Source organism: Caballeronia sp. GAFFF2, assembly GCF_023631485.1.
Taxonomy (GTDB): domain Bacteria; phylum Pseudomonadota; class Gammaproteobacteria; order Burkholderiales; family Burkholderiaceae; genus Caballeronia.
Window position 1 is genome coordinate 1 of the sequence record NZ_JALQDA010000008.1, and the last position, 21448, is coordinate 21448.

Annotated in this window: 30 protein-coding genes and 1 pseudogene; 17 read left to right on the top strand and 14 right to left on the bottom strand. The window is 56.1% G+C overall.

The window, feature by feature from the left end; genetic code table 11:
* Positions 1 to 225 precede the first annotated feature (225 nt).
* From NCT04_RS04785 to NCT04_RS04795, 3 genes are all read right to left on the bottom strand, one after another.
* Positions 226 to 405 (bottom strand): hypothetical protein, encoded by a 180-nt coding sequence (locus tag NCT04_RS04785; protein ID WP_250464033.1) that lies wholly within the window; start codon positions 403 to 405, stop codon positions 226 to 228.
* 238 nt (positions 406 to 643) lie between these two features.
* Complete coding sequence (locus tag NCT04_RS04790; protein WP_250464035.1) at positions 644 to 859, bottom strand: hypothetical protein; 216 nt, start codon at positions 857 to 859, stop codon at positions 644 to 646.
* Between the two features lie 351 nt (positions 860 to 1210).
* A complete protein-coding gene (locus NCT04_RS04795) occupies positions 1211 to 1438 on the bottom strand; it encodes a hypothetical protein (protein ID WP_250464037.1) in 228 nt (75 codons plus the stop codon).
* Positions 1439 to 1660: 222 nt separating this feature from the next.
* On the opposite strand from NCT04_RS04795, the gene NCT04_RS04800 reads away from it, so the two are divergent.
* Together NCT04_RS04800 and NCT04_RS34665 are read left to right on the top strand one after the other, a co-directional pair.
* Entirely contained in the window at positions 1661 to 2008 is a 348-nt protein-coding gene (locus NCT04_RS04800; protein ID WP_250464039.1) for a hypothetical protein, read from the top strand.
* 293 nt (positions 2009 to 2301) lie between these two features.
* Positions 2302 to 3165, top strand: a complete 864-nt coding sequence (locus NCT04_RS34665) for a DUF535 family protein (protein WP_350030000.1) — start codon at positions 2302 to 2304, stop codon at positions 3163 to 3165.
* Between the two features lie 799 nt (positions 3166 to 3964).
* Here the strand turns inward: NCT04_RS34665 and NCT04_RS04805 are convergent.
* The 3 genes from NCT04_RS04805 to NCT04_RS04815 all read right to left on the bottom strand — a co-directional run bounded on the left by NCT04_RS04805 (position 3965) and on the right by NCT04_RS04815 (position 6119).
* Positions 3965 to 4198 carry a hypothetical protein gene (locus NCT04_RS04805; RefSeq protein WP_250464040.1) on the bottom strand — a complete coding sequence of 78 codons (234 nt, stop codon included), beginning with the start codon at positions 4196 to 4198 and terminating at the stop codon, positions 3965 to 3967.
* Between the two features lie 26 nt (positions 4199 to 4224).
* Complete coding sequence (locus tag NCT04_RS04810; protein ID WP_250464042.1) at positions 4225 to 5064, bottom strand: hypothetical protein; 840 nt, start codon at positions 5062 to 5064, stop codon at positions 4225 to 4227.
* 344 nt (positions 5065 to 5408) lie between these two features.
* Positions 5409 to 6119: a LexA family transcriptional regulator gene (locus tag NCT04_RS04815; protein ID WP_250464044.1), complete on the bottom strand. Its 711-nt coding sequence runs from the start codon at positions 6117 to 6119 to the stop codon at positions 5409 to 5411.
* 94 nt (positions 6120 to 6213) lie between these two features.
* On the opposite strand from NCT04_RS04815, the gene NCT04_RS34850 reads away from it, so the two are divergent.
* A complete protein-coding gene (locus tag NCT04_RS34850; RefSeq protein ID WP_502800348.1) occupies positions 6214 to 6627 on the top strand; it encodes a carph-isopro domain-containing protein in 414 nt (137 codons plus the stop codon).
* A 557-nt stretch (positions 6628 to 7184) separates the two neighbouring features.
* On the top strand, positions 7185 to 7988 hold the full coding sequence (locus tag NCT04_RS04820; RefSeq protein WP_250464046.1) for a ParB/RepB/Spo0J family partition protein: 804 nt from the start codon (positions 7185 to 7187) through the stop codon (positions 7986 to 7988).
* Between the two features lie 293 nt (positions 7989 to 8281).
* Here NCT04_RS04820 and NCT04_RS04825 read toward each other — a convergent pair whose 3' ends face one another.
* The 8 genes and pseudogenes from NCT04_RS04825 to NCT04_RS04860 form a co-directional block, all read right to left on the bottom strand.
* Positions 8282 to 8572: an addiction module antidote protein gene (locus NCT04_RS04825; protein ID WP_250464048.1), complete on the bottom strand. Its 291-nt coding sequence runs from the start codon at positions 8570 to 8572 to the stop codon at positions 8282 to 8284.
* Positions 8573 to 8707: 135 nt separating this feature from the next.
* On the bottom strand, positions 8708 to 9013 hold the full coding sequence (locus NCT04_RS04830; protein WP_250464201.1) for a helix-turn-helix domain-containing protein: 306 nt from the start codon (positions 9011 to 9013) through the stop codon (positions 8708 to 8710).
* Positions 9014 to 9093: 80 nt separating this feature from the next.
* Positions 9094 to 9405 (bottom strand): helix-turn-helix domain-containing protein, encoded by a 312-nt coding sequence (locus NCT04_RS04835; protein WP_250464050.1) that lies wholly within the window; start codon positions 9403 to 9405, stop codon positions 9094 to 9096.
* Between the two features lie 108 nt (positions 9406 to 9513).
* On the bottom strand, positions 9514 to 9735 hold the full coding sequence (locus NCT04_RS04840) for a HigA family addiction module antitoxin (RefSeq protein ID WP_350029998.1): 222 nt from the start codon (positions 9733 to 9735) through the stop codon (positions 9514 to 9516).
* 79 nt (positions 9736 to 9814) lie between these two features.
* Entirely contained in the window at positions 9815 to 10123 is a 309-nt protein-coding gene (locus NCT04_RS04845; RefSeq protein ID WP_250464206.1) for a HigA family addiction module antitoxin, read from the bottom strand.
* A 12-nt stretch (positions 10124 to 10135) separates the two neighbouring features.
* A pseudogene (locus NCT04_RS04850) lies at positions 10136 to 10432 on the bottom strand (addiction module antidote protein); the annotation flags it as partial.
* An 83-nt stretch (positions 10433 to 10515) separates the two neighbouring features.
* A complete protein-coding gene (locus NCT04_RS04855; RefSeq protein WP_250464052.1) occupies positions 10516 to 10803 on the bottom strand; it encodes a helix-turn-helix domain-containing protein in 288 nt (95 codons plus the stop codon).
* Entirely contained in the window at positions 10790 to 11122 is a 333-nt protein-coding gene (locus NCT04_RS04860; RefSeq protein WP_250464054.1) for a type II toxin-antitoxin system RelE/ParE family toxin, read from the bottom strand. The genes NCT04_RS04855 and NCT04_RS04860 overlap by 14 nt, the downstream gene beginning before the upstream one ends.
* 324 nt (positions 11123 to 11446) lie before the next feature.
* Here NCT04_RS04860 and NCT04_RS04865 point away from each other — a divergent pair, with 324 nt between their 5' ends.
* The 13 genes from NCT04_RS04865 to NCT04_RS04925 all read left to right on the top strand — a co-directional run bounded on the left by NCT04_RS04865 (position 11447) and on the right by NCT04_RS04925 (position 21403).
* Positions 11447 to 12070 carry a BRO-N domain-containing protein gene (locus NCT04_RS04865; protein WP_250464208.1) on the top strand — a complete coding sequence of 208 codons (624 nt, stop codon included), beginning with the start codon at positions 11447 to 11449 and terminating at the stop codon, positions 12068 to 12070.
* Positions 12071 to 12200: 130 nt separating this feature from the next.
* Positions 12201 to 13319, top strand: a complete 1119-nt coding sequence (locus NCT04_RS04870; protein WP_250464056.1) for a hypothetical protein — start codon at positions 12201 to 12203, stop codon at positions 13317 to 13319.
* 148 nt (positions 13320 to 13467) lie between these two features.
* On the top strand, positions 13468 to 13797 hold the full coding sequence (locus NCT04_RS04875; protein WP_250464058.1) for a hypothetical protein: 330 nt from the start codon (positions 13468 to 13470) through the stop codon (positions 13795 to 13797).
* Entirely contained in the window at positions 13791 to 14378 is a 588-nt protein-coding gene (locus NCT04_RS04880; RefSeq protein WP_250464060.1) for a hypothetical protein, read from the top strand. Before NCT04_RS04875 ends, NCT04_RS04880 begins: the two co-directional genes overlap by 7 nt.
* Before the next feature lie 489 nt (positions 14379 to 14867).
* Positions 14868 to 15143 carry a hypothetical protein gene (locus NCT04_RS04885; protein ID WP_250464062.1) on the top strand — a complete coding sequence of 92 codons (276 nt, stop codon included), beginning with the start codon at positions 14868 to 14870 and terminating at the stop codon, positions 15141 to 15143.
* Positions 15140 to 15382, top strand: coding sequence for a hypothetical protein (locus tag NCT04_RS04890; protein WP_250464064.1), 243 nt, complete (start codon positions 15140 to 15142; stop codon positions 15380 to 15382). Before NCT04_RS04885 ends, NCT04_RS04890 begins: the two co-directional genes overlap by 4 nt.
* On the top strand, positions 15379 to 15609 hold the full coding sequence (locus NCT04_RS04895) for a hypothetical protein (RefSeq protein ID WP_250464066.1): 231 nt from the start codon (positions 15379 to 15381) through the stop codon (positions 15607 to 15609). The genes NCT04_RS04890 and NCT04_RS04895 overlap by 4 nt, the downstream gene beginning before the upstream one ends.
* A 19-nt stretch (positions 15610 to 15628) precedes the next feature.
* Entirely contained in the window at positions 15629 to 16084 is a 456-nt protein-coding gene (locus NCT04_RS04900; RefSeq protein WP_250464068.1) for a hypothetical protein, read from the top strand.
* A gap of 267 nt (positions 16085 to 16351) precedes the next feature.
* Entirely contained in the window at positions 16352 to 16558 is a 207-nt protein-coding gene (locus NCT04_RS04905; RefSeq protein WP_250464070.1) for an HNH endonuclease, read from the top strand.
* A gap of 240 nt (positions 16559 to 16798) precedes the next feature.
* Positions 16799 to 17275 (top strand): terminase small subunit, encoded by a 477-nt coding sequence (locus tag NCT04_RS04910; protein WP_250464071.1) that lies wholly within the window; start codon positions 16799 to 16801, stop codon positions 17273 to 17275.
* Between the two features lie 2 nt (positions 17276 to 17277).
* On the top strand, positions 17278 to 18990 hold the full coding sequence (locus NCT04_RS04915) for a terminase large subunit (protein ID WP_250464073.1): 1713 nt from the start codon (positions 17278 to 17280) through the stop codon (positions 18988 to 18990).
* A gap of 185 nt (positions 18991 to 19175) precedes the next feature.
* Complete coding sequence (locus NCT04_RS04920) at positions 19176 to 20435, top strand: phage portal protein (RefSeq protein ID WP_250464075.1); 1260 nt, start codon at positions 19176 to 19178, stop codon at positions 20433 to 20435.
* Positions 20432 to 21403: a S49 family peptidase gene (locus NCT04_RS04925; RefSeq protein WP_250464077.1), complete on the top strand. Its 972-nt coding sequence runs from the start codon at positions 20432 to 20434 to the stop codon at positions 21401 to 21403. Before NCT04_RS04920 ends, NCT04_RS04925 begins: the two co-directional genes overlap by 4 nt.
* Positions 21404 to 21448 lie beyond the last annotated feature (45 nt).

Genomic DNA, 21448 nt, shown 5'->3' on the forward strand with positions numbered 1-21448 from the left:
CTGGCGACTGAATCCAACCATAGCCTGACGTATGTCGCATGGCAATGCGCAAGGGACGCCGTCTAATGCGCGCTTACGAAATATCAGCAAGTCCAACTTGGTATGACCGGATCGCCTTAAACATCTGAACCTTCGTCCAGGCGACATCGTCGTCTTTCATATTTCCGCCATTTTGTATAAAAGCGTTGTAAGCAAAACAAAAGCCGAATCATAGCTTCGCGCCAATCACAGGCCCAGGCTTATTTTCGCGGCATGATTTGCCTCAGCCACCGCGCGAATCGTCTCAACGACGAAGACATGCGCCTCAAGATCGAGTCCACGGGAGTTGGCCACTTCGAGCATGGCGTCGGCTTGCTGCGAGATCTCTGACAGTCCGGCCTGAAGCGCCTGGATTGCGTCGAGCATCTGAAGTTTCGTGAACGGTATTATTTCATCGAACATCTCTTTTCCCTGTCGGCCACAAATCGTCGATGACAAAAAAGAGACGCCACAGGTCCCGCCGCGCTACCTCTTTAAGCTCCTACTTACACCCTGGACGAAAATTCGTCAAATTACTGTTGCGTTTCTCTCGTGCGGGGTCCACTGCTCGATAGGGAAAAGGTAGCTCCAATCGATGCCGACTCACCTCGGCTCCAAGCTCGCGTCAGGGCCAAAGGCTGTGAACCGCAGTCATCCGAGCTTTGTTGATTGTCGCTGCGATGCTAAACACAGCATGGCGCGACTCCGCGTTTATCAGATGCTTGCGCCCAGCTAGGGCCAGCACTTCGACGTTATCCGAAACCTCATCCAAAGCGGTTTGAAGTGTCTGAAGTGCCTCGAAGAGCTGCACTTTGGTGAAGGGAACCTCGTCGTCGACCATCTGTCTCTCCAAAAAGCATGGGGCGTTACGAACGTACCACGTGTTCTTTCGCCGTTATCAGCCATCAAGGACGTCACATTTCGGGATGCGCTGCTGCGACGCGGTCGAGCATGTCCGGAGGCCGTCCAGAGCCCAAAGCCGGGCCGACTAAATGCCGCTGATTCCGATGGTTTTACCGTGGCAATGCACAACACATCTCGATAAAGATTGAGATTAGATGACTATTCCGAACCTGACGACTCGGTAAAGGAGCTGTTTTGGCTTCTGTTCGTGCAATCGCCACACCACACGACGTGCTGTGCCAGTCTGGGGCGCTCAGCACTACTAGATTGACCCGGATTTCGGCAACAATCAGCCAGGCGTACGAAAGCCGATCGACGCAACTCTCATTGTCTCCCGCACTTGAATATCGAAATACTCCAATTGAGCGCGCAGGATGATAGCGGCGATGGTCATGGGGCGCTCCACGACCGTCACGCGGACATTGAGAAGCTTCGGCGGAGCAATCAGCGCGCCGGCGCCCAAATGGACGCGGCCGGTGCGCCGGTTTAAGTAAAAGGTCTTTTGAGCACCGTTCACATCATTTCCCATAGCCGACTAAACCGTTCACGTCGATCTCAACGCGCTTCGATATCCTAGACAACGTTATCCCTCTGTCGAATGCGCCAAGCGCTGGCAGGCATCTGAAACGATCTCTCGATTCAACATAATTCGTTCAGACTTTGGCCTCGAACTTTGGTACCCGTCTGATTCCATCGTTAACGAGCCAACGCTACTCTCTCTTTTCTCGCGAACACATGAATGAAGGGGTCGAAATTGAAGGCTATGAAAAAAGTCGGCGAAGTGATGGTCTTGGTGTCTTGCATCGGCGCTGCTTGCTTATCCTACAGCGCGGCAGATGCAGCTGTAGTTTCCAACGTCTCAAATGGACGATCGTATGCGGAACACTTACCGGCAAAGAGCCGGTTGAAGCGAGGCTCCAAAGAGGGTAAGAAAAAACGCAAGCACCATCGCTCTAAGTCATTCGAGCAACAAAGTTGGTTGATGAACCCGAGCAACCGCACGGGGAAGGCCCTTCGCCGTGACAAGACACATGAACACGCTCGCTCCCAGCGTCGCGATGTTGGCGTGGAATTGACCTCCTACTGACTTTGAAGAAACAGCAAGCCTAAATTGATGCCCGCACCTTCACGTGAGGGAATTGTCGCCGCGATTACTAAAGGGATTTTGGGCTTAATCTTCTTTACCGTCTTTCGAAGCGAGGCTCATGCGAACGGTCGACATTAATTCAGGGGTGTCGCCAAGTCTCACCCGAGTGCACGTTCTAAACAAAGAAATTGAAAGAATATAAACAGAAATGGATCACGAAGCTAGCATCGATAAATCGAACTCGTTCGCGGTTTGTTGCGGAGTGCGCCTTGCATGTGTATCCGGGCAAGACCATGTACGCGCGCTGGCGTAGATTCCGATTTGTTACCCGAACTCTAATTTGCTACAAGACGACTATTTGTTGGTTAGACGCTTGCTTATCGGCAAAAACTCCAGGGCTAGTGAGCCGAGCGCCGCAATGCTTTGAGCGTATTCACCGTCCGTTCCTGCACAATGCGCTCCAGCCAGACGACATTCTCCGAGTGAGTTTGGAGCATCAACTTTTCGCATGCAAACTGCTTCCTTCGATAGCAGGCGAAATTGCTAAGTCAGGCGTCGCGGTTGTCGCAACCTTCTCAGTAGGTGAAGAAAGCTGGCAGGTCGCAATTGAAGTGCTAGAGCAATTTAAGAGGGAGGGAGATTGGACGCTATCCATCAAAGACGCAGAAGGCTATTCCGTCGTTTCATGCTCGTTTTCAATAGCCAGCTTAGGAGGACGAATTTTTCGTCCAAGGCTGATGATAGGAGGTGTGCAAGGTCCGGCACAGGGGAGGAACGGGCGAGAACTATTCCGGTCGTTGACTCACAAATGGCATGGATGGCGACCGAAGCAACTAGCTGTTCGCCTTGTTCAGGAGATTGCTCGTGAGATTAACGCGCGTAACGTTTTGATTGTATCAAATGATTCCCACGTTTATGCGAGCTGGCGTTATCCGTCGTTCAGGTATCGCATCGCTGCGGACTATCAAACCTTAGCGATCGAATGCGGTGCGAAGCGACAGTGGCGAGGATGGCTCATCTTGGGTTGCGCAAAAACGCCGAGAAAAGGGCGAGACGATGAGGAATTCGTCACGCGCCGGGGCCGACGCACGACATTTTTGAGGCAACTGACAGAGCAGATTCGATGCTCAATCGGCTTGACGGAATCCAGCAACTGATTGGTACCGCCTGGCTAAGGTTTGCACCGGAGGAGCGGACTGCAACCACATTATAAGTGGCAAGTTGGCTGCAATGTCCCTGAAGCGTGGGCAGGACGCCTTCGCCTTCATGCTCTGTAATCGATATTTTCCTGCAGCCGGAGAGGGCGGAAAGTTTGCTGATGTTCAACTCGCTTTATCAAATGTCCCAACGAATATTCGCTGGACCCTTTATACGAACGGCCATCATGCTCGCGATATTGTCGGTTAGCGTTGCAACGGCAGTAGGTATATCGCTGAATGATAGATTAGCGAGGCATCGGGCAGTCATGTTTGTCGTGTCCATTGCTCTCAGTGACTTCCGTGAAACACGGCACGGCGCCGTTCGCGTTTTCAATTATGCACCAAACGAAACGGAGCAGACTCTGTCTTCCTCCATTCAAAGATGGCTGAATGAAGGCGATAAGACTAACCTACGACTTGTGTATCCGGACCAGGAGACCATCTTCGCGGCTTACTGGGCAGCGACGCAAATGTCAGCGACTTCCCCGTGCTTCTCTAGAATTGAAAGCGAGGGTTGTCAAAAGGAACTGGGGTATTGGCTCGCGCGTGTACGGACCGGAGATCCTAGGTTTATCGCAGCTTACGAGCAATCTTATGTCCGACTCGGCTTGCCACCTTTAGTGCGGCAAAGCGACTGAAATCTTTTATAGGCGCCGATAAGGTAGATAGGGAGGTGGAAGCGGTACGCCTCGTTCGAATGCGGCGAGCGATCGTCTGCATCGCGCCATGGATTGGTTCAGATTCGCCAGGCGTCATATCATGCCGCAGCTCGCGCACGCGCCTTCTTTGACATGGAATCCAAATAGTCCGCAACAGCCTCGTACGATGCAAACCGCTTAGAGCCCTCCGTGTAAGTTGCGATCGGGAAGGTTTCAGCGCTGACTTGGTTGCGGATAGTGCCCTCCGACATCGCGAGTAGCGTTGCCAACTGATTCATCGTGAGGCGAACACCGTATTTTTCCAAAATGAAGGCGCGGGTTAGAAGAGTCATCGTTTCGTCTCTGTTGTTCAGGAAGGTTAAACCTTGATGAAACGATTATCATCGCTCAGTGTGTAGATGGTGTATGGGTCTAAGCCGTCCTCTCCAATGTATCCGACCTTCATGAGGTAACGCCTTTCCATGAAATCCCAATACCAAATGCTGATTTGACCAAGCTTGCCAGCGCTTGCTTTGCCTTGAAAGCCGGTGATCGCAGTTCCATGATCGTCTACAGCAGCGACTCCACCATCGCCAGCGACAGCTGTTCCGCAGCGACCCGCCACGGACGTGCCGAGAAAGCCGGTGGTTGCTACTCCGCGAGCTCCAACTAACGCAACGCCACGATTTCCCGCGACAGCGGTTCCGTTATCTCCAGCGGATGCTGTGCCAAGCGCGCCAACGATAGCGGACTTGCCATTGCCGACGGTGCGATGCTCACCAATCACGGGAAGCTCGCGAGCGCGGGGCTCATGCGTAATGAGATATTCAGCAGCCTTCTTGCGCGGGCCAATAAAAAGCACCTTACCGCGCGGAAACTTGCAGATACCGTCGAATTCGATGATGTCGCTCGTATCCGCCTCGACAACGAGCCACTTCGCTGTCGGCTCGATACATCCGCCAAGGGCATACTCGCCATGACCGTAGAGCCAACCACGAAGACCGCCAAAGCGAAGGTTCGGCTCCCAGATGGGAGCTTCTGCCGTTTCGCCAACACTCGGCCATGTGTAGCCATATTCGGTCGACATGTCAGCGCGAGATGTGCAAAGCAAGAGCGATTTGTCCGAATGAAACGGTTTTGGTGGATCATCTTTGAACGGAAAGCCAAGGGGCGTAGCGGCTTTGGGGAACGACAATAGTGCGAAGGCTGTCTCAATCATATGGATTCCACTTAGTAGACCTAGGGTTTTTGCAAGTTTAGACATTTAAGGGCACCGCGTTCGATCAATTGGTCCTGCGTCGCCCATGCGATGTCCGCTACGCATATCAACGTCGGTGACCTAAACCTGATGGGTATGCGCGATACCTTTCCCGTAAGCTGTTTGATCAATTGCGGTTGAGCTGCTAGCCGAGCACACGCTGGTGATACGTATGAAGATATTAGGAGAGGCTAATTGGAAAGTCAATAGCTTTGAAAGCGCCGTGACGTTACTTTCGAGGAGGGAGACGACTAATTGCCGATTCGGTAGGCAAAGGTAATGCGGAGCGCACTACCTTGGTGCGGCTACAAGAAGTTGTCGTTCCAAAGCGCGCGGCCAACGAGCATTGTCCGATCGTCAGGCGGAAGAATTTTGTCTGGATGTGCAGCCTTGTCAGGATTGTCGCTGCGCATAATCCAAGTCTGTGCGCCTATTGCGGCGTGGTAATCCCAAATCAACCGCTTTAGAACAAGCCCCCCTTCGGGTGTGCACATGGCAAAGACTTTTCCGTCTTTAGGCGTTACATCAGCCGTGTTGATTAAGACTGAGCAACCGTCATGCAAAGTCGGCCACATGCTGCATCCGACAGCACTGATTATTCGTGCCGTTTCCTCGGTGACGCCGAGGGCTCTCAAAGTTGAGCGCCTGAAAACGAAATTGCCCTGCACCTCGGCATGCTCATTGAGCCGCCCATCTCCGCAGGCTGCGGAAATATCTAGTTGCGCAATTAGCACGAAATCATCGTGCGGCAGATGATCGTGAGGTAGGAGTTGCGTGTTCGAATCGGCCTGTATGCGTACGGGCTGGCCCTTCATCGGCCCCTTGCCAGTAGCCAGCCACTCTTGCGAAACCTTCAGCGCGCGTGCTGCTGAGAGCAGGTTTTCGCCACGAAGAAATTTTGACTTGCCACTAAGCCATCCGTGGACGCTGGGCGGCCGAACGCCACAGGCACGCGCAAGCTCTGCTTGGCTGATGCCTTCAGCCTTCATCGCAAGAAGTAGTCGTTCGGAGAGCATTAGTTAATCCTAACATTTTAACAGAAAGGAGACGCTATTGACAATCCGTTTAGCTAGTCCTAACATGACGAAGTTTAAGACTGGATTTAGACCTATGAGACCTTCCGCACTCATCGACGCTCTAGGCGGCACAACAGCTGTCGCGCGGCTGTTGGGAATAACCGCGCCGTCCGTTCACGCGTGGCGCAAAGGGGGCATTCCAGATGACAAATTGATTCGTCTTGCACCCTTGGCGGAGAAACGCGGGGTTTGTTGCCGCCGCGATCTACGACCGGCTGACTGGCATCTGATCTGGCCGGAACTCGCTGAAGAGCAGGGCGCATTTGTACGAGCACGATTTCCGTATCGGCGAGGAAAATTGAGCGCCAGGGATCGGCCGTGCCCAACGCGTCCGAGACAATCCGCAGCGATTCGACAAAATGCAAGCGTCTCGCCTTCACTTGCGAGCTCCGGCCCCCTCTTTTCACAACGTCACATCCGGCGAAACAAAAATAGCCGTGGTGTTTGAAGCATTCGGCACGACCCGACAGTCACGGCTTTGGACTTATGCGGACTATCACTGGGGAAGAGGTTTCCGGCATTTCACGAGCGGCGGCCGTTGGTTCGGTCAATCAAGTGGATGAAGCCGGAAGGCGCCATGTTATGCGTACCATGAGGAGAAGCAAGAATGCTTACTGAGCGGCACCAGCGAATGCTTAGAAACGCTACCAGCGAAACACTCGAGGCAATTGTCGAGCAAGTAAAAACGGAATGTCCTGAAGCCTTTCATGTTGAGACCGGCGAGAACGAGACACTCTCACAGCGGCGCTTTGTCTATGAGCCTGTGATGCCATTGCCAATGGCAGCTTTCACCGTCGCGCGGAACGAACGGGCAGACGCCATACCGTCAGCTCCGCAAGAAGCCCCGCAGCAGCAGACGAATCAGTAACACAAAAGGCGCGATTAACGGGCGCCCGTTGTGCGGTTAGTACGACTACGAAAGATGCGATACGCCGGATTGCATTACGGCAGCAAACCCCCTGCGCTCATGGATCAATTGAGACGCGAAATTGATGGGCATGAACTATGGCAAAGAACTCAATTGACGCTTATGGCGCATCGGGAAAGACGAACCTGCTCTTCTTCGATCCTGACAAGTTGGTGTTGGTGACGGACCCGAATTCGTCGCTTTATGATCCACGCGCTGACCTCCCGGTCAACGAGGATCTTGCTCGAAACATCGACTTTCAAGGTGTCTTGCAACCGATCTCGGTTGTGAAAAACACCGAGACCGGAGAGACCGAGGTTGCGGTGGGTCGGCAACGTATCAAAGCGGCCCGATTGGTCAACGAGTGGCGGCGAGCACGTGGCGAGACGCCTATTCAAGTCCCGGCGCAGGTGTATCGAGGCGACAGACGCACGACGCTGACTGCAATCATCGGCGAGAACGAACTTCGTGAGGCGGACATGCCGCTCGGCCGTGCTGAGAAGATGAGGCGCGTAATGGCGCTCGGCTACAGTGAAGCCGAAGTCGGCACGATCTTCGGATGTGGATTAGGCACTGTTCGCGCCACCGTCGCGCTGCTCGACTGCTGTGCCGATGTCCGCAAGGCGGTAGAAAGCTTACGCATCAATGTCACGCACGCGCGCCAACTTTCGAAGCTTCCGCCGGATGATCAGCGAAAGAAGGTCCAGGAACTAATCGCAGCGGGGCAGCATGTCGTTGGCCATGCACGAGCTCGCGCGCAGCGTGCAGTAATCGGCGACGCGAAGCCGAAGCTGCGTAGCCGCAAGCAGATCACGCGCGAGCTCGAAGTGTCATCGGGCGACCGCGCGGAAGCGCTGCGCTGGGTGCTGGGCATGGAGCACGATGGTGAGGGCAGGGCATGACGGGCTCGTTTTTCTTGCCCATAGCTTCTTGGCATTCACGCCCTCCTGTTCTTTTAGCGAAGCGCGTCTTCACGCGCAAGGCGCAGCTCAAGTCGGTTGGGCAGTTGATTTTGCGCGGACGCTGGTTACTACATCCCGCTGATTCTGCCCCGGAACTCTCTCGTGGCAGCGTCAAGTCGATCCGCTTGCACGAGGCTGCCAGCAGCGCTTCACTAGCCGGCTTGAAAACCTTCGCACCCGCGTTTGTCAGTTCAAGGACTTCGCCAGGTGTGTCTAAAAACGCTGCTAAGCGCTTAATGAGCGTGACGCGGGCTGACGCTCATTTGAACGCCAAGCGCGCGCAACAGCTTTTGAATCGTCTCGTAGCGTGGATGCGCACCTGGTGCTATTGCTTTGTAAAGGCTTTCGCGGCCGAGTCCCGCTTCAGCAGCGATTCTATCTACGCCTCGTGCTCGGGTTACCGCGCCGAGAGCGGACAAGAAGACGTCGGGGTTCGGGTCTTCCATCGCAGCAGCGAGGAATTCCGCAATCGCTTCCTCACTATCGAGGTAATCAGCAGCATCGAACGTGGCAAACGTAGTCATTGCTTATTCCTTCAATTCGCGCGCCTATCGGATGACGCGTTCGATGGACGGCGAGGGCGGAGCATGCCGTCAACGCACTTATCGTTGTTCCATGCACCACTTGTACTTGCTGTTCCCGAACAGAAGCGCGCTCGCTCAACTAGATTCGAGCTCCATGCGAGGCTGCAGACCAGCCCGCGCAGCCAACTTGACAAGCAAGTCGAGACCGAACTTATTGATCTTTCCTCGCTTGATGTCAGACACACGCGCCTGCGTCGTGCCAAGCACTTTTGCGGCTGCGGCTTGCGTCATCTTCTGGTTGTGCAACCAGATCGTGAGCCCCTGAAGCAAGATTGCGCGCATTTCGAGCTCTGCCGCTTCGCTTTCGTCGAACAGGTTATAGAAAACGCTTTTCCCGTGCGACGTGTGTCTGGTGATAAGCCGCATAACAAGCTTGTTCACATTGAGCAAAGTTTGTCTCCGGCTCGCTTCTCGCGATTGAAGTCAGTCGTCGTCAAGCGCCGCAGCAAAGCTTGGTCCAGTCAACTGCTTTGCAGATCGCGAAGCGCTTCCGGGTGCAGCGCTGCCACGCGCAGCAAAGTTTGGGCAGCGCCCGTCGGCTTGCGCCGGCCTTGCTCCCACGCTTGCAACGTGCGCAGTGAGACGCCGATAAGCTTGGCGAATTCACTTTGTGACAGACCGCTCTTATCGCGAGCGATAGATGCTGTGGACGGCACCACGTGTGTGACGCGGGCTGCACGGCCTTCCTTCATTTCGCGGACCGCCTGCAGCAACTCGCCAGAAAGACTTCGCTTCGCTTCCTTTGCGGCAAGATTTGATTTTGTGAGTGTCATCGTAAAAATAAAAGATATCGATGGCCATGCGGGCGCACCAAATCAAGCAGCGTGTCTTTCCAATGGTTTGATGTCTGGCCTTGGTTGCTGCTGCGCTTGCCAAAGATCCTACTGGGCTTGCATGCCCATCCATAGGTCGGGACTAGTCCCAAGCCAAGCTGCTAAGCGCAAAGCAATATTGGCCGTTGCGCTTGCCTTGCCATTTAAAAGCTTCGACAACGTCACACGTTTTATCTGTAGCGCCTCGGCTGCCTGCGATACGGTGATTGCTTCTGCAATCCATTCCCTGAGGACCTCGCCAGGGTGGAGCGAATTATGCATTCGGCTCATGTGGTCTTCACGACAATTTGCATACTCAGCCGCGCCCACGTCGTTGTGGCGATATCGGGACCAGCGCACAAATCGTTTTTTAACAATGGGCCGCTTCGCGAAGCGAATTCTCTCGCTCAATATCGCGAGCAAGGTCACGCTCGGCAATCTTCATTTCGTACATGAGTTGACGGTTCATCCAGGTTTGGGCGTCGCCGCCGAAGTAACGCGCAAGTCGCATCGGTGTGTCAGGGGTAATGCCGCGCCGCTCACGCACGATGTCATTGATACACCCGGCCGTGACATGCAGGGCGCTCGCCAAAGCGTTTGCGCTCATCCCAAGCGGCGCGAGGTAGTCCTCTCGCAGAACTTCACCTGGGTGCACCGGGCGCATTCCGCTTTTGGGCATTTCGATCGCGTAAGCGTGCGCTGCCGCTGCGTGCAAATCCAGGCCGAGGGCGCGAATGACTTTGAGGATAGTTGCAAAGCTCGGGTTACCGTCTTCCGACAACGCTTTGTAGAGACCGTCCCGCGTCAGGCCAGTATTGCGGGCGACTTGCGACATGCCGCGTGCGCGAGCAATCACACCCAATGCGTGAGCGATGAAATCGGGATCGTCCCCCGCTTCCTGGAAGCACGCCTCCAGATAACCCGCCATGCCTTCTTCGGTCTTCAGATATTCGACCGAATCCCTTGCCTTCGTTCTTACATTTTCCAAGGCTCATTCCTCGTCGAGGTTGTCAGCCAGTCGATGCGCTTTCGGGACATCGATTTGCTAGGCCAACTTATTATTTCGTCATTTCAAACGAGATGGATCTCAACGCGTTTTCCAAGTGCAGCAGCGTATTTCTTCAGCGTATCAATCGATGGGGAGTGTTTGCCGGACGCAAGTGCCCCCTCCAATCTCGCGACCGCAGGAGCCTTCGTGCCCATGCGTTCGGCAACATCAGCTTGGCTGAGACCGGCTTCTCGGCGGGCAGCTAGCATCTCATCGAGCAGCGCGTACTCTTCGCGATTAAGCCTGTCGTACTCGGCGCGCACATCTGAATCAGATAAGGCGCGCTCGCGCATTTCTTTATACGTTGCCATTCCGAACCTCCTTCAGGCGCTCACGCGCAATTTCAAGTTCCTTTCCTGGAGTTTTTTTCGTCTTTTTCGCAATGCAGTGAAGCATGAAAACTCGCCTGTCAACGACTGTGCAATAAAACACCCGCGCTATCCCCTCGGCTCCTTTCAGGCGCAGTTCGAAAAGGCCATCGCCCATAGCTTTGGTATGGGGTTCGCCCAAATTCGGACCATGCTGTTCAATCCGGTCTGCCAACGCAAAGAACCGCGCCTGCAAGGTTTTAGGCAGTGCTGCAATGTCTCTCTGGACTCGGTCGTTGTAAAAGTCAATTCGGAATGCCATGCCTTTGATAGTAACAAATTTGTTATGTCACTGCAACTGTTCATCGCCTTGACTGCCCGCCGCGCCGCTGCATATACTCCAAGCATCGCTGAAACAACAGCGATCGGGATTGGCGTTCCGGATCAAAGAAGGCGGACGAGCCGCCGCGAAAGCGGCTATTTTTTCGTCCGCGCGCCTTTGCGTGCCTTCAATGGGCGGGCCTTGGCGGGGGAGCCCTCGGGCTCGCCGGTTTCCTTCTTTGCCGGTACGCCAACTCCGTCATGTGCTCGTCCACCTCAATTGGCGTTGAGGAGCGGGTCGTCGAACCCAAAGAAGGAGGCCGCCATGCGTGCCAATGCCCTCGCTCGTCCTGAGCAAACACGATCTCTTCGTTTTCAGACTCACTGCTTCGACGTTATCGACCATTCCGGTCAGCCTTGGTTACAGGCGCAGCAGATTGCTGACGCCCTTGGCTACAAAAATCGTCGGCGGGCGATCAACGACCTATTCGAGCGCAACGCTGCCAAATTCAGCAACGGCATGACCAGCGTTGTGACGCTGCCTGCAAGAGGTGGCGATGAGCAAGTCCGCATTTTCTCTCTACGAGGCGCGCACTTGCTCGGCACGCTTGCGCGTACGTCGAAGGCGGCCGCATTTCGGTGTTGGATAGCGGAGTTGCTCGAATGCGAAGCGACGGGCTGGATCGCGATCAGGCAAGACGAAGCCCAGCACTTGGGCGCGCTCTTAATTCACCTCAAGATCGCACAAGCTGCCTGGCGCAAAGCACTGCCTGCGCTGCAAGCGCTTGAGTCCCCGCTCACGCGGCATCAAGACGCGTTCGCACACGTCTCCTTCTATGCGTCCACCATCTCCGCGATTCTTGCGAGACACGCTGCATCGAGCGCGGGCACGTCTGATCGTCAACCGTGGGATAAGGCTTCCCGCAAAACTCCGGAGGCACGCTCATGAGCGGCTACGTTTTTAGACTGGTCGAGCGCCACTACCTCGACGGCCTCGCATTCACAACTTATCAGCATTCAGCCGTTCTCTTGTGCTCGCGCGCTATTTCCGACGCTCAAAGTGACCGCGGAGGTGGCGCATGAGGGTATCTGACGTACTTCGCGATATTGGGCGTCCAGTCGCCTATTACCCTGGCCTTGCGCGACATCTCGGCGGCGTGAAAGCGACGGTCTTTTTCTGTCAAATCTTCTATTGGCAAAGCCGTGCCACAAGCGAGCTAGGAGTGCACAAAACGGCCGACGAACTACGTGACGAAACGGGCCTTACTTACGAAGAGCAACGGGCGGCGCGCCGCACGTTGAAGAAGTCTGGTGTGTTGATCGAGACCGAGAAGCGCCTCGAGCACAAGATCTACTATCAGATCGACGGAGACGCGCTTGAACGAGTCGTTGAAGGCGGTAACGACGCACGGGAGAATGACCAGTCGCCCGAATGGGAAAACCCCATCTCCCGAAATGGGGAAAGTCCATTTCGGGAGATGGAGTTTCCCCAGTCCGCCAACCGGTCGAACCCTTGCCCGGGAAGCGGTGAAACCCTTGTCCGGGGAGAAGGGTTTGGCCAAGTCGTTAACGGTGTTAAGACTACAGCAGAGATTACAGCAGAGAGCAGCAGCAACGCGCGCGCGCGCGACCCTGTGAATAACTTCGATGCTGCCGCTGCTGCTTGTCTAAAACCCCGGATTCCAAACTTCGAGCACGAGCTCACCGAGCTACTAATCGCTTTGGAGGCGGCGCGTCGCAAACGTTGTCTTGTCAATCGTAGTCCCGACCGAGCGCATGTGCTCGCATGGGTGCGCCGTGGGATCACGGCCGATCAGCTTCGCGAGGCGCATCGTCGAGCGGTGGCAGCGCGCGAGCGGGACATTGACAGCCGTGCCGTGAACGTCGGCTTCCTGGCTCGCTTCGTTGACGAGGTACTTGCCGAAGCGCCCGGCGCTCGCTCGGGTGCGCGCCGCGATGAATGGTGGCTCGGCGGCGAAGCCGATGTCTGCCGCGAGGCTGCGCGACTCGGTGTGCGCCCTAAGGACCCTGACGAATCGTTGCCCGAATACCGCGTGCTGGTCGCGAAGGCCGCAGGCAAAGGGCCATGGATAGACCACGTGCTGAAAGACGCCCAGCGCAGTGGGTCCGAGCGCTTTTATCGAAGCGTGCTCGACATATTCGGCGATGCACTGTTGCCGGCAGATTTTCACGCCTGAGCCGTGGGAACACATACGCGTCGTGGAAGCCCCGGCCGCAAAGCAGTGTTTCGTCCGGGCTTTCGCAACTGCGCATTTTGCCCGACTGGCATTACGTGTTGGGACAGTCGACGTGTCTTATCGACATTTTTTGCTGGAGCTAAAAATCATGAATCTTCAAAAGCTTGTACGTGCCATCTTCTTCGACATTTTGCTGATTATCTGCCTGTATCTGTGGATCGAGTGCGGCTATGAACACGCGCGAGAAATCGCCATTGCCTACCTCTGCATCGTTGCCGAAATCACGTGGATCGCGGCGCTGTTGGTGCGTGCAAGGGACTACGAGCATGGTTATCCGGTGAACGCGTTCTACGATTTCGTGAGCACGATGGCAATCATCGGCATTCTCGTGTGGCAGCGCGAATCCTACATTGCGCTATTCCTGGGCATCCCTTATTTCCTCACGCTGGTTAAACGAGAGGTAGCGCAAGCATGGTGAAACGCTGCTTAACCTGGCCCGTGTACGTGCCTGCAGGTACGAAGAACGTCGGCACGGCGCGCGTACGCGAGGACATGACTGTCGGTCGAGATTCGCAGCAGCGCGCACTTGCGCAGCAGTACGGCACACAGCCAAACAGCGAAGTCGACGAGATCATGTCCGGTTTCGATCTGGATGTGTCTCAAGCAACTGCGGCGCGCGGCACGGCGACATCAGGCGAGGCCGCAAGAAAGGCACTCCAGGCGCTGGGCCGGCTTCGCGACGGCGAGCAGAACGCAACCGAGCGCCGTTACGAGGCGCATCTCGAACAGCAACGGCGCTCAGGCGAAATCCAGTGGTACATGTTTGAGGGCATCAAGCTAAAACTCGCGCCGAGGACCTTTCTGACTGTGGATTACGTGGTGTTGCCTGCGTCAGGGGTGTTGGAGATGCACGACGTGAAGGGTGCTCGTGCCATCTTCAGCGATGACGCCAAGGTCAAGATGAAGGTCGCTGCATGGATCTTCCCCCTCGTTTTCAAGGTGGTGTATCCGAGAAAGGCGCGCGACGGCGGCGGTTGGGATGTGGAGGAGATTCGGTGATCAACTCGCGACTTAAGCCGTCGCCTTTGAGAAAGACGGCAGACCGGTTGACCACCCTGCGGCGCACGGCGATAAAGCGGCGCATCAAGAAGCCGACGGTGGCCGAAGGTTCCAAGTATCTCGCTGCATGCTGCGGCGAATCATGCTGGATTCGGCTTGCAGGAGTCTGCCTTGGCGCGTCAGCGTCGGTCGTGCCCTGCCACTCAAACCAACGCAAGCACGGCAAGGGAATGGGGCTCAAGGCGAAGCACGAGTTCACTGTGCCAAGCGCCACGCCTGTCGTGCGTGGATTGATCAAGGGTCGGCGGCGCGCGAGGTCAAGTTTGCAACGTTGGACCGTGCATTCGCGCGATGGAAGCGTGTGCGCGCTGTAAAGATGGGTTTGAGAGAGGAAAGCGCATGAGGACGATGCAGCCGATAGTATTGACCGTACAGATCCCCGTAGTTGGTCTCGTAACTGAGAGAGGAATGCGCGGACGATACACCTATATGACGAACAAGACGCCATTAGAAACGATGGTGCATGGCTTGCGCCGTGTGCGGCATCTTGATCACAGCGGTGAGGAATACAAGGTGAAGGCGCTGGCTTTTATCCCTGTGGGATACCGCGGCTCGATCCAAAGATCTGATTGGGTTAATCACGAATACGCATGGGTCGATTGCCTTTATGCGAGTAATTGGAAGTCGCTTGAGGCGTTTCGCGATAGCGGCGATCACACATGGATGGCGCCGGACGCGCCAAGATCGAAAGGGGCCACCGTATGATTAACATCCACACCGGACGTACAAACACGGAAACCCACCGCGCGGTACTGCATGCAGAGCAGATCAAGCACATCCTTGCGGACCATGTGTGTAACGCCGCAGGCGTCGTTCACGCGAGTGATGGCACGAGCGTTGTTGTCCAACTTAGCCGTCGAATGGGAAGCTACGGAACAGAGTACGAGGCCGTCGTCACCATCACGATCGATTTCGAGAAGCTGCCGCGTGCGAGCCGAGAATGAGCGCGTTCACCTACATACAGATGGCTGCCATCCCGGGGCCAATATTGCTGATGGCCGTCCGACGCGTTGATTGCGGGCAAAGTTGGATTTCATTTCCGGGTTGTCCTTTCGCAGGGATCGAAGAGGAAGGCGAGGTCCAGCTGCCGTATCCCCGCAATCGCGAATTGCGCGAGCAATTGGTTGCTTGGCTAGATCACTGGAACATTTCTTACGGCGTTGAGCAATAGCGAAATCAGTGGAGAGGCTATGAGTGAACAAGGTTTGAATGAAGGTGCGCGAAACGCCGCTGACGACAAGAGCCATCGGTGGGTCGCGTGGTGCCTGACGCGACGCATTTTCGCGCCGTATGTGAAGTCCAACGTGCTTGCACGTCTTCAACCTACGCGGCGGGCAGTGGCGCAGGAGCCGGACTCGTTCTTAGATCCCGAGATGCCGTTCTTCAATATGGCGATTCATGCACTATGCGAACAAGGCGATTACGCTCACGACGCTGAGTGCTTCCTTGGAATCTATTGGTATAACGCGAACATTAAGGCTTTGGCACGCGAGCAAAACTGTGCGCGTGGCACGATCTACAACCGCGCGCGGCGGTTTGCGGCACGCGCCGAATCGCTAAGCAAATCGATCCGCCGTGCAAGTGAGAGCTTCATGTCCGAAAAGTGTTCAAGAATTATTGAACAAAATAGTTCTACTGCTGATTGAACACTTTGATATAAAATCAGCCCTTAATCGATAGGCTGTATCACTGTCTTCAAAGCCCGCATGGCTCAAACCATGTGGGCTCTTTGCATTGGTGCGCGTCTTGCGCGATAGCCTCCTTCGAGGCTAGTTCATTCATCTCTGTGTTGCAACCTGCGAATGGCGAGACTGAGGACCCTTAAGCCTCGACTGAGTAACGTGAAGGCCAATAGGCTCTCGTTGTTGGACGTGAAAGCTGGATCCACGGTGCGCATTCGCGGGCGCAGATGGATGACGACGCGCATGCGCATCGCCGCGCGTGACAGCTTTTGCTGCGCGCGTTGCGGCCGATTGTGGAACGAGCATATCGATCACGTCGATCATCGTGTGCCACTTGAAGCCGGTGGCAGCAACGACGACGCCAATCTGCAGTTGCTCTGCGTTGACTGCCATGCGCGCAAGACGGCGGCAGAAGCCGCAGGGCGGTATGGACGTTAAGTGAGGGCTCGAGGGGTGGGGGGTATTGAATGTCTGGGATCTTTGTGTCCGGACACCGAGCGTTCTCTCACGCGCAGAAAAAATTGCCCTTCAACGAAAAATGTTAAAGGCTTTAACAAGCGCTGAAATCGCGAAGCTTCCCGACTGACGGGCCTTCCAGCGAATTCGAGGGATGTTAAAGCGATGTTAAAACGATGTTAAAGATGTTAAAGCTGGCCTGATGGTCTGGGGAGGTGATTTGTGGCGCTGACGGGCAAAAAGCGGCTGTTCGCCGATGCCGTGTTGGCGGGCAGGTCGAATAAGGACGCGGCGGTAGCCGCGGGCTACAGCGCGAGAACGGCATCCGCCGCTGGGGCGCGACTTGTCAAAGACAAAGATGTTGCGCTGTATCTGGCGGCAGCCCGCGTAGAGGATGGGGCGAAGCAGAGCGGCGGCGAGCCGGCGAAGCAGGCGGATAAGCCGCGGACGGATTGCGAAATCGCCAAGTTGATGAGATTTCGTGATCCCAAAGCTTTCTTGATGGCAGCAATGAACGATGGTGAAACCGAGTTCAAATTGCGCGTGGACGCGGCGAAGGCACTCATGCCTTTTGTGCACCACAAGCTCGGCGAGGGTGGCAAGAAGGAGCAGCGTGACGAAGCAGCTAAAAAGGTAGCAAGCAAGTTTGCACCTGCAGCGCCGCCGAAGCTGGTCGCGGCGGGCGGCAAGAAGGTGTGAGCATGGAGTGGACGACAGCCTATCCCGATTGGGAAGCTCGTTTGATCGACGGGCGGTCGATCATTCCGGCTCCGATCTTTCCTGATGAAGCAGAGCAGGCGCTGGCGATCTTCAAAGAGCTGCGCGTTGTCGATCTGCCGGGCAAACCGACGTTCGGCGAATGTAGTGAGCAGTGGGTGTTCGACTTTGTCTCTGCCATTTTCGGAGCCTACGACGCGCAGAGCGGTGCGCAGTTAATCCGCGAGTTCTTTCTGCTTATCAGCAAAAAGAACACGAAGTCGACGATCGCTGCCGGGATCATGTTGACGGCCGTTATTCGCTGCTGGCGTGAAGAGGAAGAGCATCTGATCCTGGCGCCCACGAAGGAAGTCGCTGACAACAGCTTTAAACCGGCCGCGGGCATGGTTCGAGCCGATGATGAATTGTCGGCCTTGTTTCACGTGCAAGACCATGTTCGAACCATCACACATCGCGTGACGCGTGCGTCGTTGAAGGTCGTCGCTGCCGATACTGACACGGTTTCCGGCAAGAAATCGGGGCGCATCCTCATCGACGAGCACTGGTTGTTCGGCAAGAAGTCGAACGCTGAAAGCATGTTTATGGAGGCGACGGGCGGTCAGATCTCGCGCGACGAGGGATGGGTCGTCATCCTGACCACGCAGAGCGACGAGCCGCCGGCGGGTGTGTTTCGCGAAAAGCTCAACTATTACCGCGACGTGCGCGACGGAAAGATAGTTGATCGCAAGTCGTTGGGCGTGCTTTATGAGTTTCCCGCAAAACTGATTGCATCGAAAGGCTATCTCGACCCGGCGAACTTCTATGTCACGAACCCCAACATTGGGCGCTCAGTCAGCGCCGAGTGGCTCAAGGACCAGCTACGCAAGATCCAGCACAAGACGGACGGCAGCTTTCAGCAGTTCGTTGCGAAGCATCTGAACGTCGAGATAGGCCTGAACTTGCGCTCCGATCGATGGGCGGGCGCGGATTTCTGGGAAAACGCTGCGCGCGCGCCTGGCATCACGCTTGAAGAGGTGATCGAGCGAAGCGAGGTGATCGACGTCGGAATTGACGGCGGCGGACTAGATGACTTATTGGGGCTTGCTGTGATCGGGCGCGAAAGACAAACGCGCAACTGGCTTGCCTGGACGCACGCGTGGGCGCATCCGTCCGTCCTCGATCGTCGAAAGGAGATCGCGCCGCGGCTGCACGATTTCGAGGCTGCGGGTGACTTGACGATGGTCTCGCAGATTGGCGATGACGTGCGAGATGTTGCCGACATCGTTTCCACGATCTATCAGGCCGGGCTGCTCGACAAGGTCGGCGCTGACCCGGCCGGTGTAGGCAGCGTGCTTGATGCACTCGCCGAGCTCGGTATTCCCGAAGACAAGGTGATTGGTATCTCGCAGGGCTGGAAGCTCTCCGGCGCGATCAAAACCGCTGAGCGGCGCCTCGCTGTTGCGGGAAACACCAGAGTGAGCGCAGATGACGTTGTGCCTGACGGCGTGCTGATGCATGGCGGTCAGCCGTTAATGGCGTGGTGTGTAGGTAACGCGCGCGTCGTACCGGTCGGGAACGCTGTCAATATAACGAAGCAAGCCAGCGGATCAGCAAAGATCGATCCGTTGATGGCGCTGTTTAACGCCGTGACGCTGATGGCACTTAATCCCCCAGCGTTGTACGGTGGTTCCGTTTACGACCAAGGGGTAGGCGTTTGAGTGTGATTGGACTTGCTGGCTGGATCGCTGGATTGGTCGGCTTCGGACTGCTTGTTATCGGTGTGGCACTCTTAAGCGTGCCAGCGGGATTTATCGTGGCGGGACTGCTCCTTTTGTTCTGGGCATACCTTGCCGACCGTGCCGCGGCTCGCATCGGGCAGGCGGCGCAGGCAAAGGAGTAGGTAGTGTTTTTTAGCAAGCATCTATTGCCTAGCGCTGGTCTCTCGCAGACAGGGTTAGGCGGATGGATCTCGTCGCTTCTGGGTAGCGTGCGCTCCGAGTCGGGCCAGACCGTTACCAAGCAAAGCGCGCTATCACTCACGGTGCTGCAGGCCTGCGTCACCTTGTTGGCCGAAAGCATTGCGCAGTTGCCGATCGAGCTGTATGAGCGATCTGGCGATGATAGGAAGCCGGCCGTTAATCATCCGTTGTATTCAATACTGAAGTACGAACCGAACCCGTGGCAAACCCCGTTCGAGTACCAAGAGCAGTCGCAGCTTGCCGTCGGACTTTGCGGCAATAGTTATAGCTTTATTGATCGCGACTGCGATGGGGTCGTTCGGGGGCTCTATCCGATGCCAAGCGAATCGGTGGTAGTTAAGCGCGGTGGGGATCTCAAGCCTTTTTACATCGCCTTTGGCGGGGAGCCGATGCCCCAGCGCCTGATCCATCATGTTCGCTGGATCACGCTCGATAGTTATACAGGGCAGTCCCCAATCATGCTCCATGCGAATGCGATTGGGCATTCTCAGGCGATACAGCAGTATGCGGGAAGGTCGTTTCTGAATGGCACGGTGCTCTCCGGCGTGATTGAGCGACCGAGTGCAAGCCCGCCCATTAAGGATCAGGCAGGTGTCGATCGCATTACCGACAGTTGGAACGCGAAGTTCGCAGGCTCAGGCAATGCCAAGAAGGTCGCGCTCCTGCAGGAGGGCATGACCTTTAAGCCGCTGTCGATGACTAACGTTGACGCGGCTTTGATCGATGCGTTGCGGCTTTCCGCGCTCGACATCGCGCGGATCTATAAGATTCCGGCGCACATGGTGAACGAACTTGAGCGGGCCACGTTCAGTAACATCGAGCATCAGGAGATTCAGTTTGTGATCTATACCTTGTTGCCATGGGTCAAGCGGCACGAGCAGGCGAAAACGCGTGATTTGCTGCTGCCGTCCGAGCGCAAGCGGTACTTCATCGAATACAACCTGGCAGGGCTGCTACGGGGTGATCAGGCGTCGCGGTACGCAGCTTATGCGGTCGGGCGTCAATGGGGCTGGCTGTCAAGCAACGACATCCGGCGCTTGGAGAACATGCCGCCAGTGGACGGGGGAGATACCTATTTGAGCCCGCTCAATATGGTGGACGCATCCAAGCCGCTGCCCATGCCACCGAGCCAAGCTAAGCCCACTAAAGCGCAAGTTGCAGACGTCGAAAGGATTCTGTCTTGAAGCCACATCTCAAACTCGCGAGCCTAATTTTCAATCAGCCGCAACTCGTTAGTGATCACATGATGTCGCTGGCGGTCCAATGGGCTAATCAGGCCCTGCATCTGAATATCGTGAATTTGAGCGTGCACGGTACGCAGCCGAAAGTCACGGAAGACGGCGACTTTGGGGGCGGCGCGCAAATGGCGGCGGCATCCGAGCGCCGACGCGCAGTGGTTGCCGATACTGGTCTGGACATCATTCCGGTCGCCGGCATCCTTGTATCGCGCTCGGCGCACATGAACCCCTGTGAGCCGATGACGAGCTATGAAGGACTGCGCGCGTCGCTGAACCAGGCTGTCAGCGATCCCGCGGTCGAGCACATCATTCTTGACATCGACAGCAACGGCGGCAGCGCGACGGGTGCGTTCGAGTTAGCCAACGACGTCCGTGCTGCCACGAGAGTGAAGCCGATCACGTCGATCGTTAATTTCTCCGCGTTCTCGGGCGGCTACCTGATCGCGGCGGCCGCGTCGAACGTGATCGTCAGTCAAAGCTCTGGCGTCGGTTCGATCGGCGTAATCGCCAAGCACTTGGACATGTCCAAGCGCGACGAGCAGCAGGGCATCAAGGTTACCTCGGTGTTCGCTGGCGACCGCAAGAACGATCTCACGCCCCACGAGCCATTGAGTGACCAGTCACTCCAGCATCTAACTAGCGTAGTGCAAACAAACTACGCGCAGTTCGTCGATGCGATCGCGAACTTCCGAGGCCTCGCCACTCAGGCGGTCAAAGACACGCAGGCGGGAATTTTCTTTGGCAAGCAGGGCGTAGAGGCGGGACTGGCCGACAGTATCGAAACGCCTCAGTCTGCTGTGAATCGGATAGCCGCAGAGATACGGGCCTCGCGTGGCGAGCTCAAGGTGAGCACGGCTTCACGGCGAAGTGTTGCCGCGCAGGCCGCTGCGATGAGCATGCGAAGTACCTACTGACACACACGAGTTTTTCACGTCAGCGCGTTCGCGGCTGAACGAGTA

Excerpts from the sequence above, each read along its gene's own strand:
- NCT04_RS04890 (WP_250464064.1), top strand. The coding sequence starts at position 15,140 with ATGATTAACATCCACACCGGACGTACAAACACGGAAACCCACCGCGCG.
- NCT04_RS04860 (WP_250464054.1), bottom strand. The coding sequence starts at position 11,122 with ATGGCATTCCGAATTGACTTTTACAACGACCGAGTCCAGAGAGACATT.
- NCT04_RS04905 (WP_250464070.1), top strand. The coding sequence starts at position 16,352 with ATGACGACGCGCATGCGCATCGCCGCGCGTGACAGCTTTTGCTGCGCG.
- NCT04_RS34665 (WP_350030000.1), top strand. The coding sequence starts at position 2,302 with ATGTACGCGCGCTGGCGTAGATTCCGATTTGTTACCCGAACTCTAATT.
- NCT04_RS04790 (WP_250464035.1), bottom strand. The coding sequence starts at position 859 with ATGGTCGACGACGAGGTTCCCTTCACCAAAGTGCAGCTCTTCGAGGCA.
- NCT04_RS04810 (WP_250464042.1), bottom strand. The coding sequence starts at position 5,064 with ATGATTGAGACAGCCTTCGCACTATTGTCGTTCCCCAAAGCCGCTACG.
- NCT04_RS04835 (WP_250464050.1), bottom strand. The coding sequence starts at position 9,405 with ATGACACTCACAAAATCAAATCTTGCCGCAAAGGAAGCGAAGCGAAGT.
- NCT04_RS04895 (WP_250464066.1), top strand. The coding sequence starts at position 15,379 with ATGAGCGCGTTCACCTACATACAGATGGCTGCCATCCCGGGGCCAATA.
- NCT04_RS04885 (WP_250464062.1), top strand. The coding sequence starts at position 14,868 with ATGACGAACAAGACGCCATTAGAAACGATGGTGCATGGCTTGCGCCGT.
- NCT04_RS04825 (WP_250464048.1), bottom strand. The coding sequence starts at position 8,572 with ATGACTACGTTTGCCACGTTCGATGCTGCTGATTACCTCGATAGTGAG.
- NCT04_RS04865 (WP_250464208.1), top strand. The coding sequence starts at position 11,447 with ATGCGTGCCAATGCCCTCGCTCGTCCTGAGCAAACACGATCTCTTCGT.
- NCT04_RS04855 (WP_250464052.1), bottom strand. The coding sequence starts at position 10,803 with ATGGCAACGTATAAAGAAATGCGCGAGCGCGCCTTATCTGATTCAGAT.
- NCT04_RS04840 (WP_350029998.1), bottom strand. The coding sequence starts at position 9,735 with ATGAGCCGAATGCATAATTCGCTCCACCCTGGCGAGGTCCTCAGGGAA.
- NCT04_RS04880 (WP_250464060.1), top strand. The coding sequence starts at position 13,791 with ATGGTGAAACGCTGCTTAACCTGGCCCGTGTACGTGCCTGCAGGTACG.
- NCT04_RS04805 (WP_250464040.1), bottom strand. The coding sequence starts at position 4,198 with ATGACTCTTCTAACCCGCGCCTTCATTTTGGAAAAATACGGTGTTCGC.
- NCT04_RS04785 (WP_250464033.1), bottom strand. The coding sequence starts at position 405 with ATGCTCGACGCAATCCAGGCGCTTCAGGCCGGACTGTCAGAGATCTCG.
- NCT04_RS04915 (WP_250464073.1), top strand. The coding sequence starts at position 17,278 with ATGGAGTGGACGACAGCCTATCCCGATTGGGAAGCTCGTTTGATCGAC.
- NCT04_RS04845 (WP_250464206.1), bottom strand. The coding sequence starts at position 10,123 with ATGCCCAAAAGCGGAATGCGCCCGGTGCACCCAGGTGAAGTTCTGCGA.
- NCT04_RS04800 (WP_250464039.1), top strand. The coding sequence starts at position 1,661 with ATGAAGGGGTCGAAATTGAAGGCTATGAAAAAAGTCGGCGAAGTGATG.
- NCT04_RS04875 (WP_250464058.1), top strand. The coding sequence starts at position 13,468 with ATGAATCTTCAAAAGCTTGTACGTGCCATCTTCTTCGACATTTTGCTG.
- NCT04_RS04900 (WP_250464068.1), top strand. The coding sequence starts at position 15,629 with ATGAGTGAACAAGGTTTGAATGAAGGTGCGCGAAACGCCGCTGACGAC.
- NCT04_RS04870 (WP_250464056.1), top strand. The coding sequence starts at position 12,201 with ATGAGGGTATCTGACGTACTTCGCGATATTGGGCGTCCAGTCGCCTAT.
- NCT04_RS04820 (WP_250464046.1), top strand. The coding sequence starts at position 7,185 with ATGGCAAAGAACTCAATTGACGCTTATGGCGCATCGGGAAAGACGAAC.
- NCT04_RS04815 (WP_250464044.1), bottom strand. The coding sequence starts at position 6,119 with ATGCTCTCCGAACGACTACTTCTTGCGATGAAGGCTGAAGGCATCAGC.
- NCT04_RS34850 (WP_502800348.1), top strand. The coding sequence starts at position 6,214 with ATGAGACCTTCCGCACTCATCGACGCTCTAGGCGGCACAACAGCTGTC.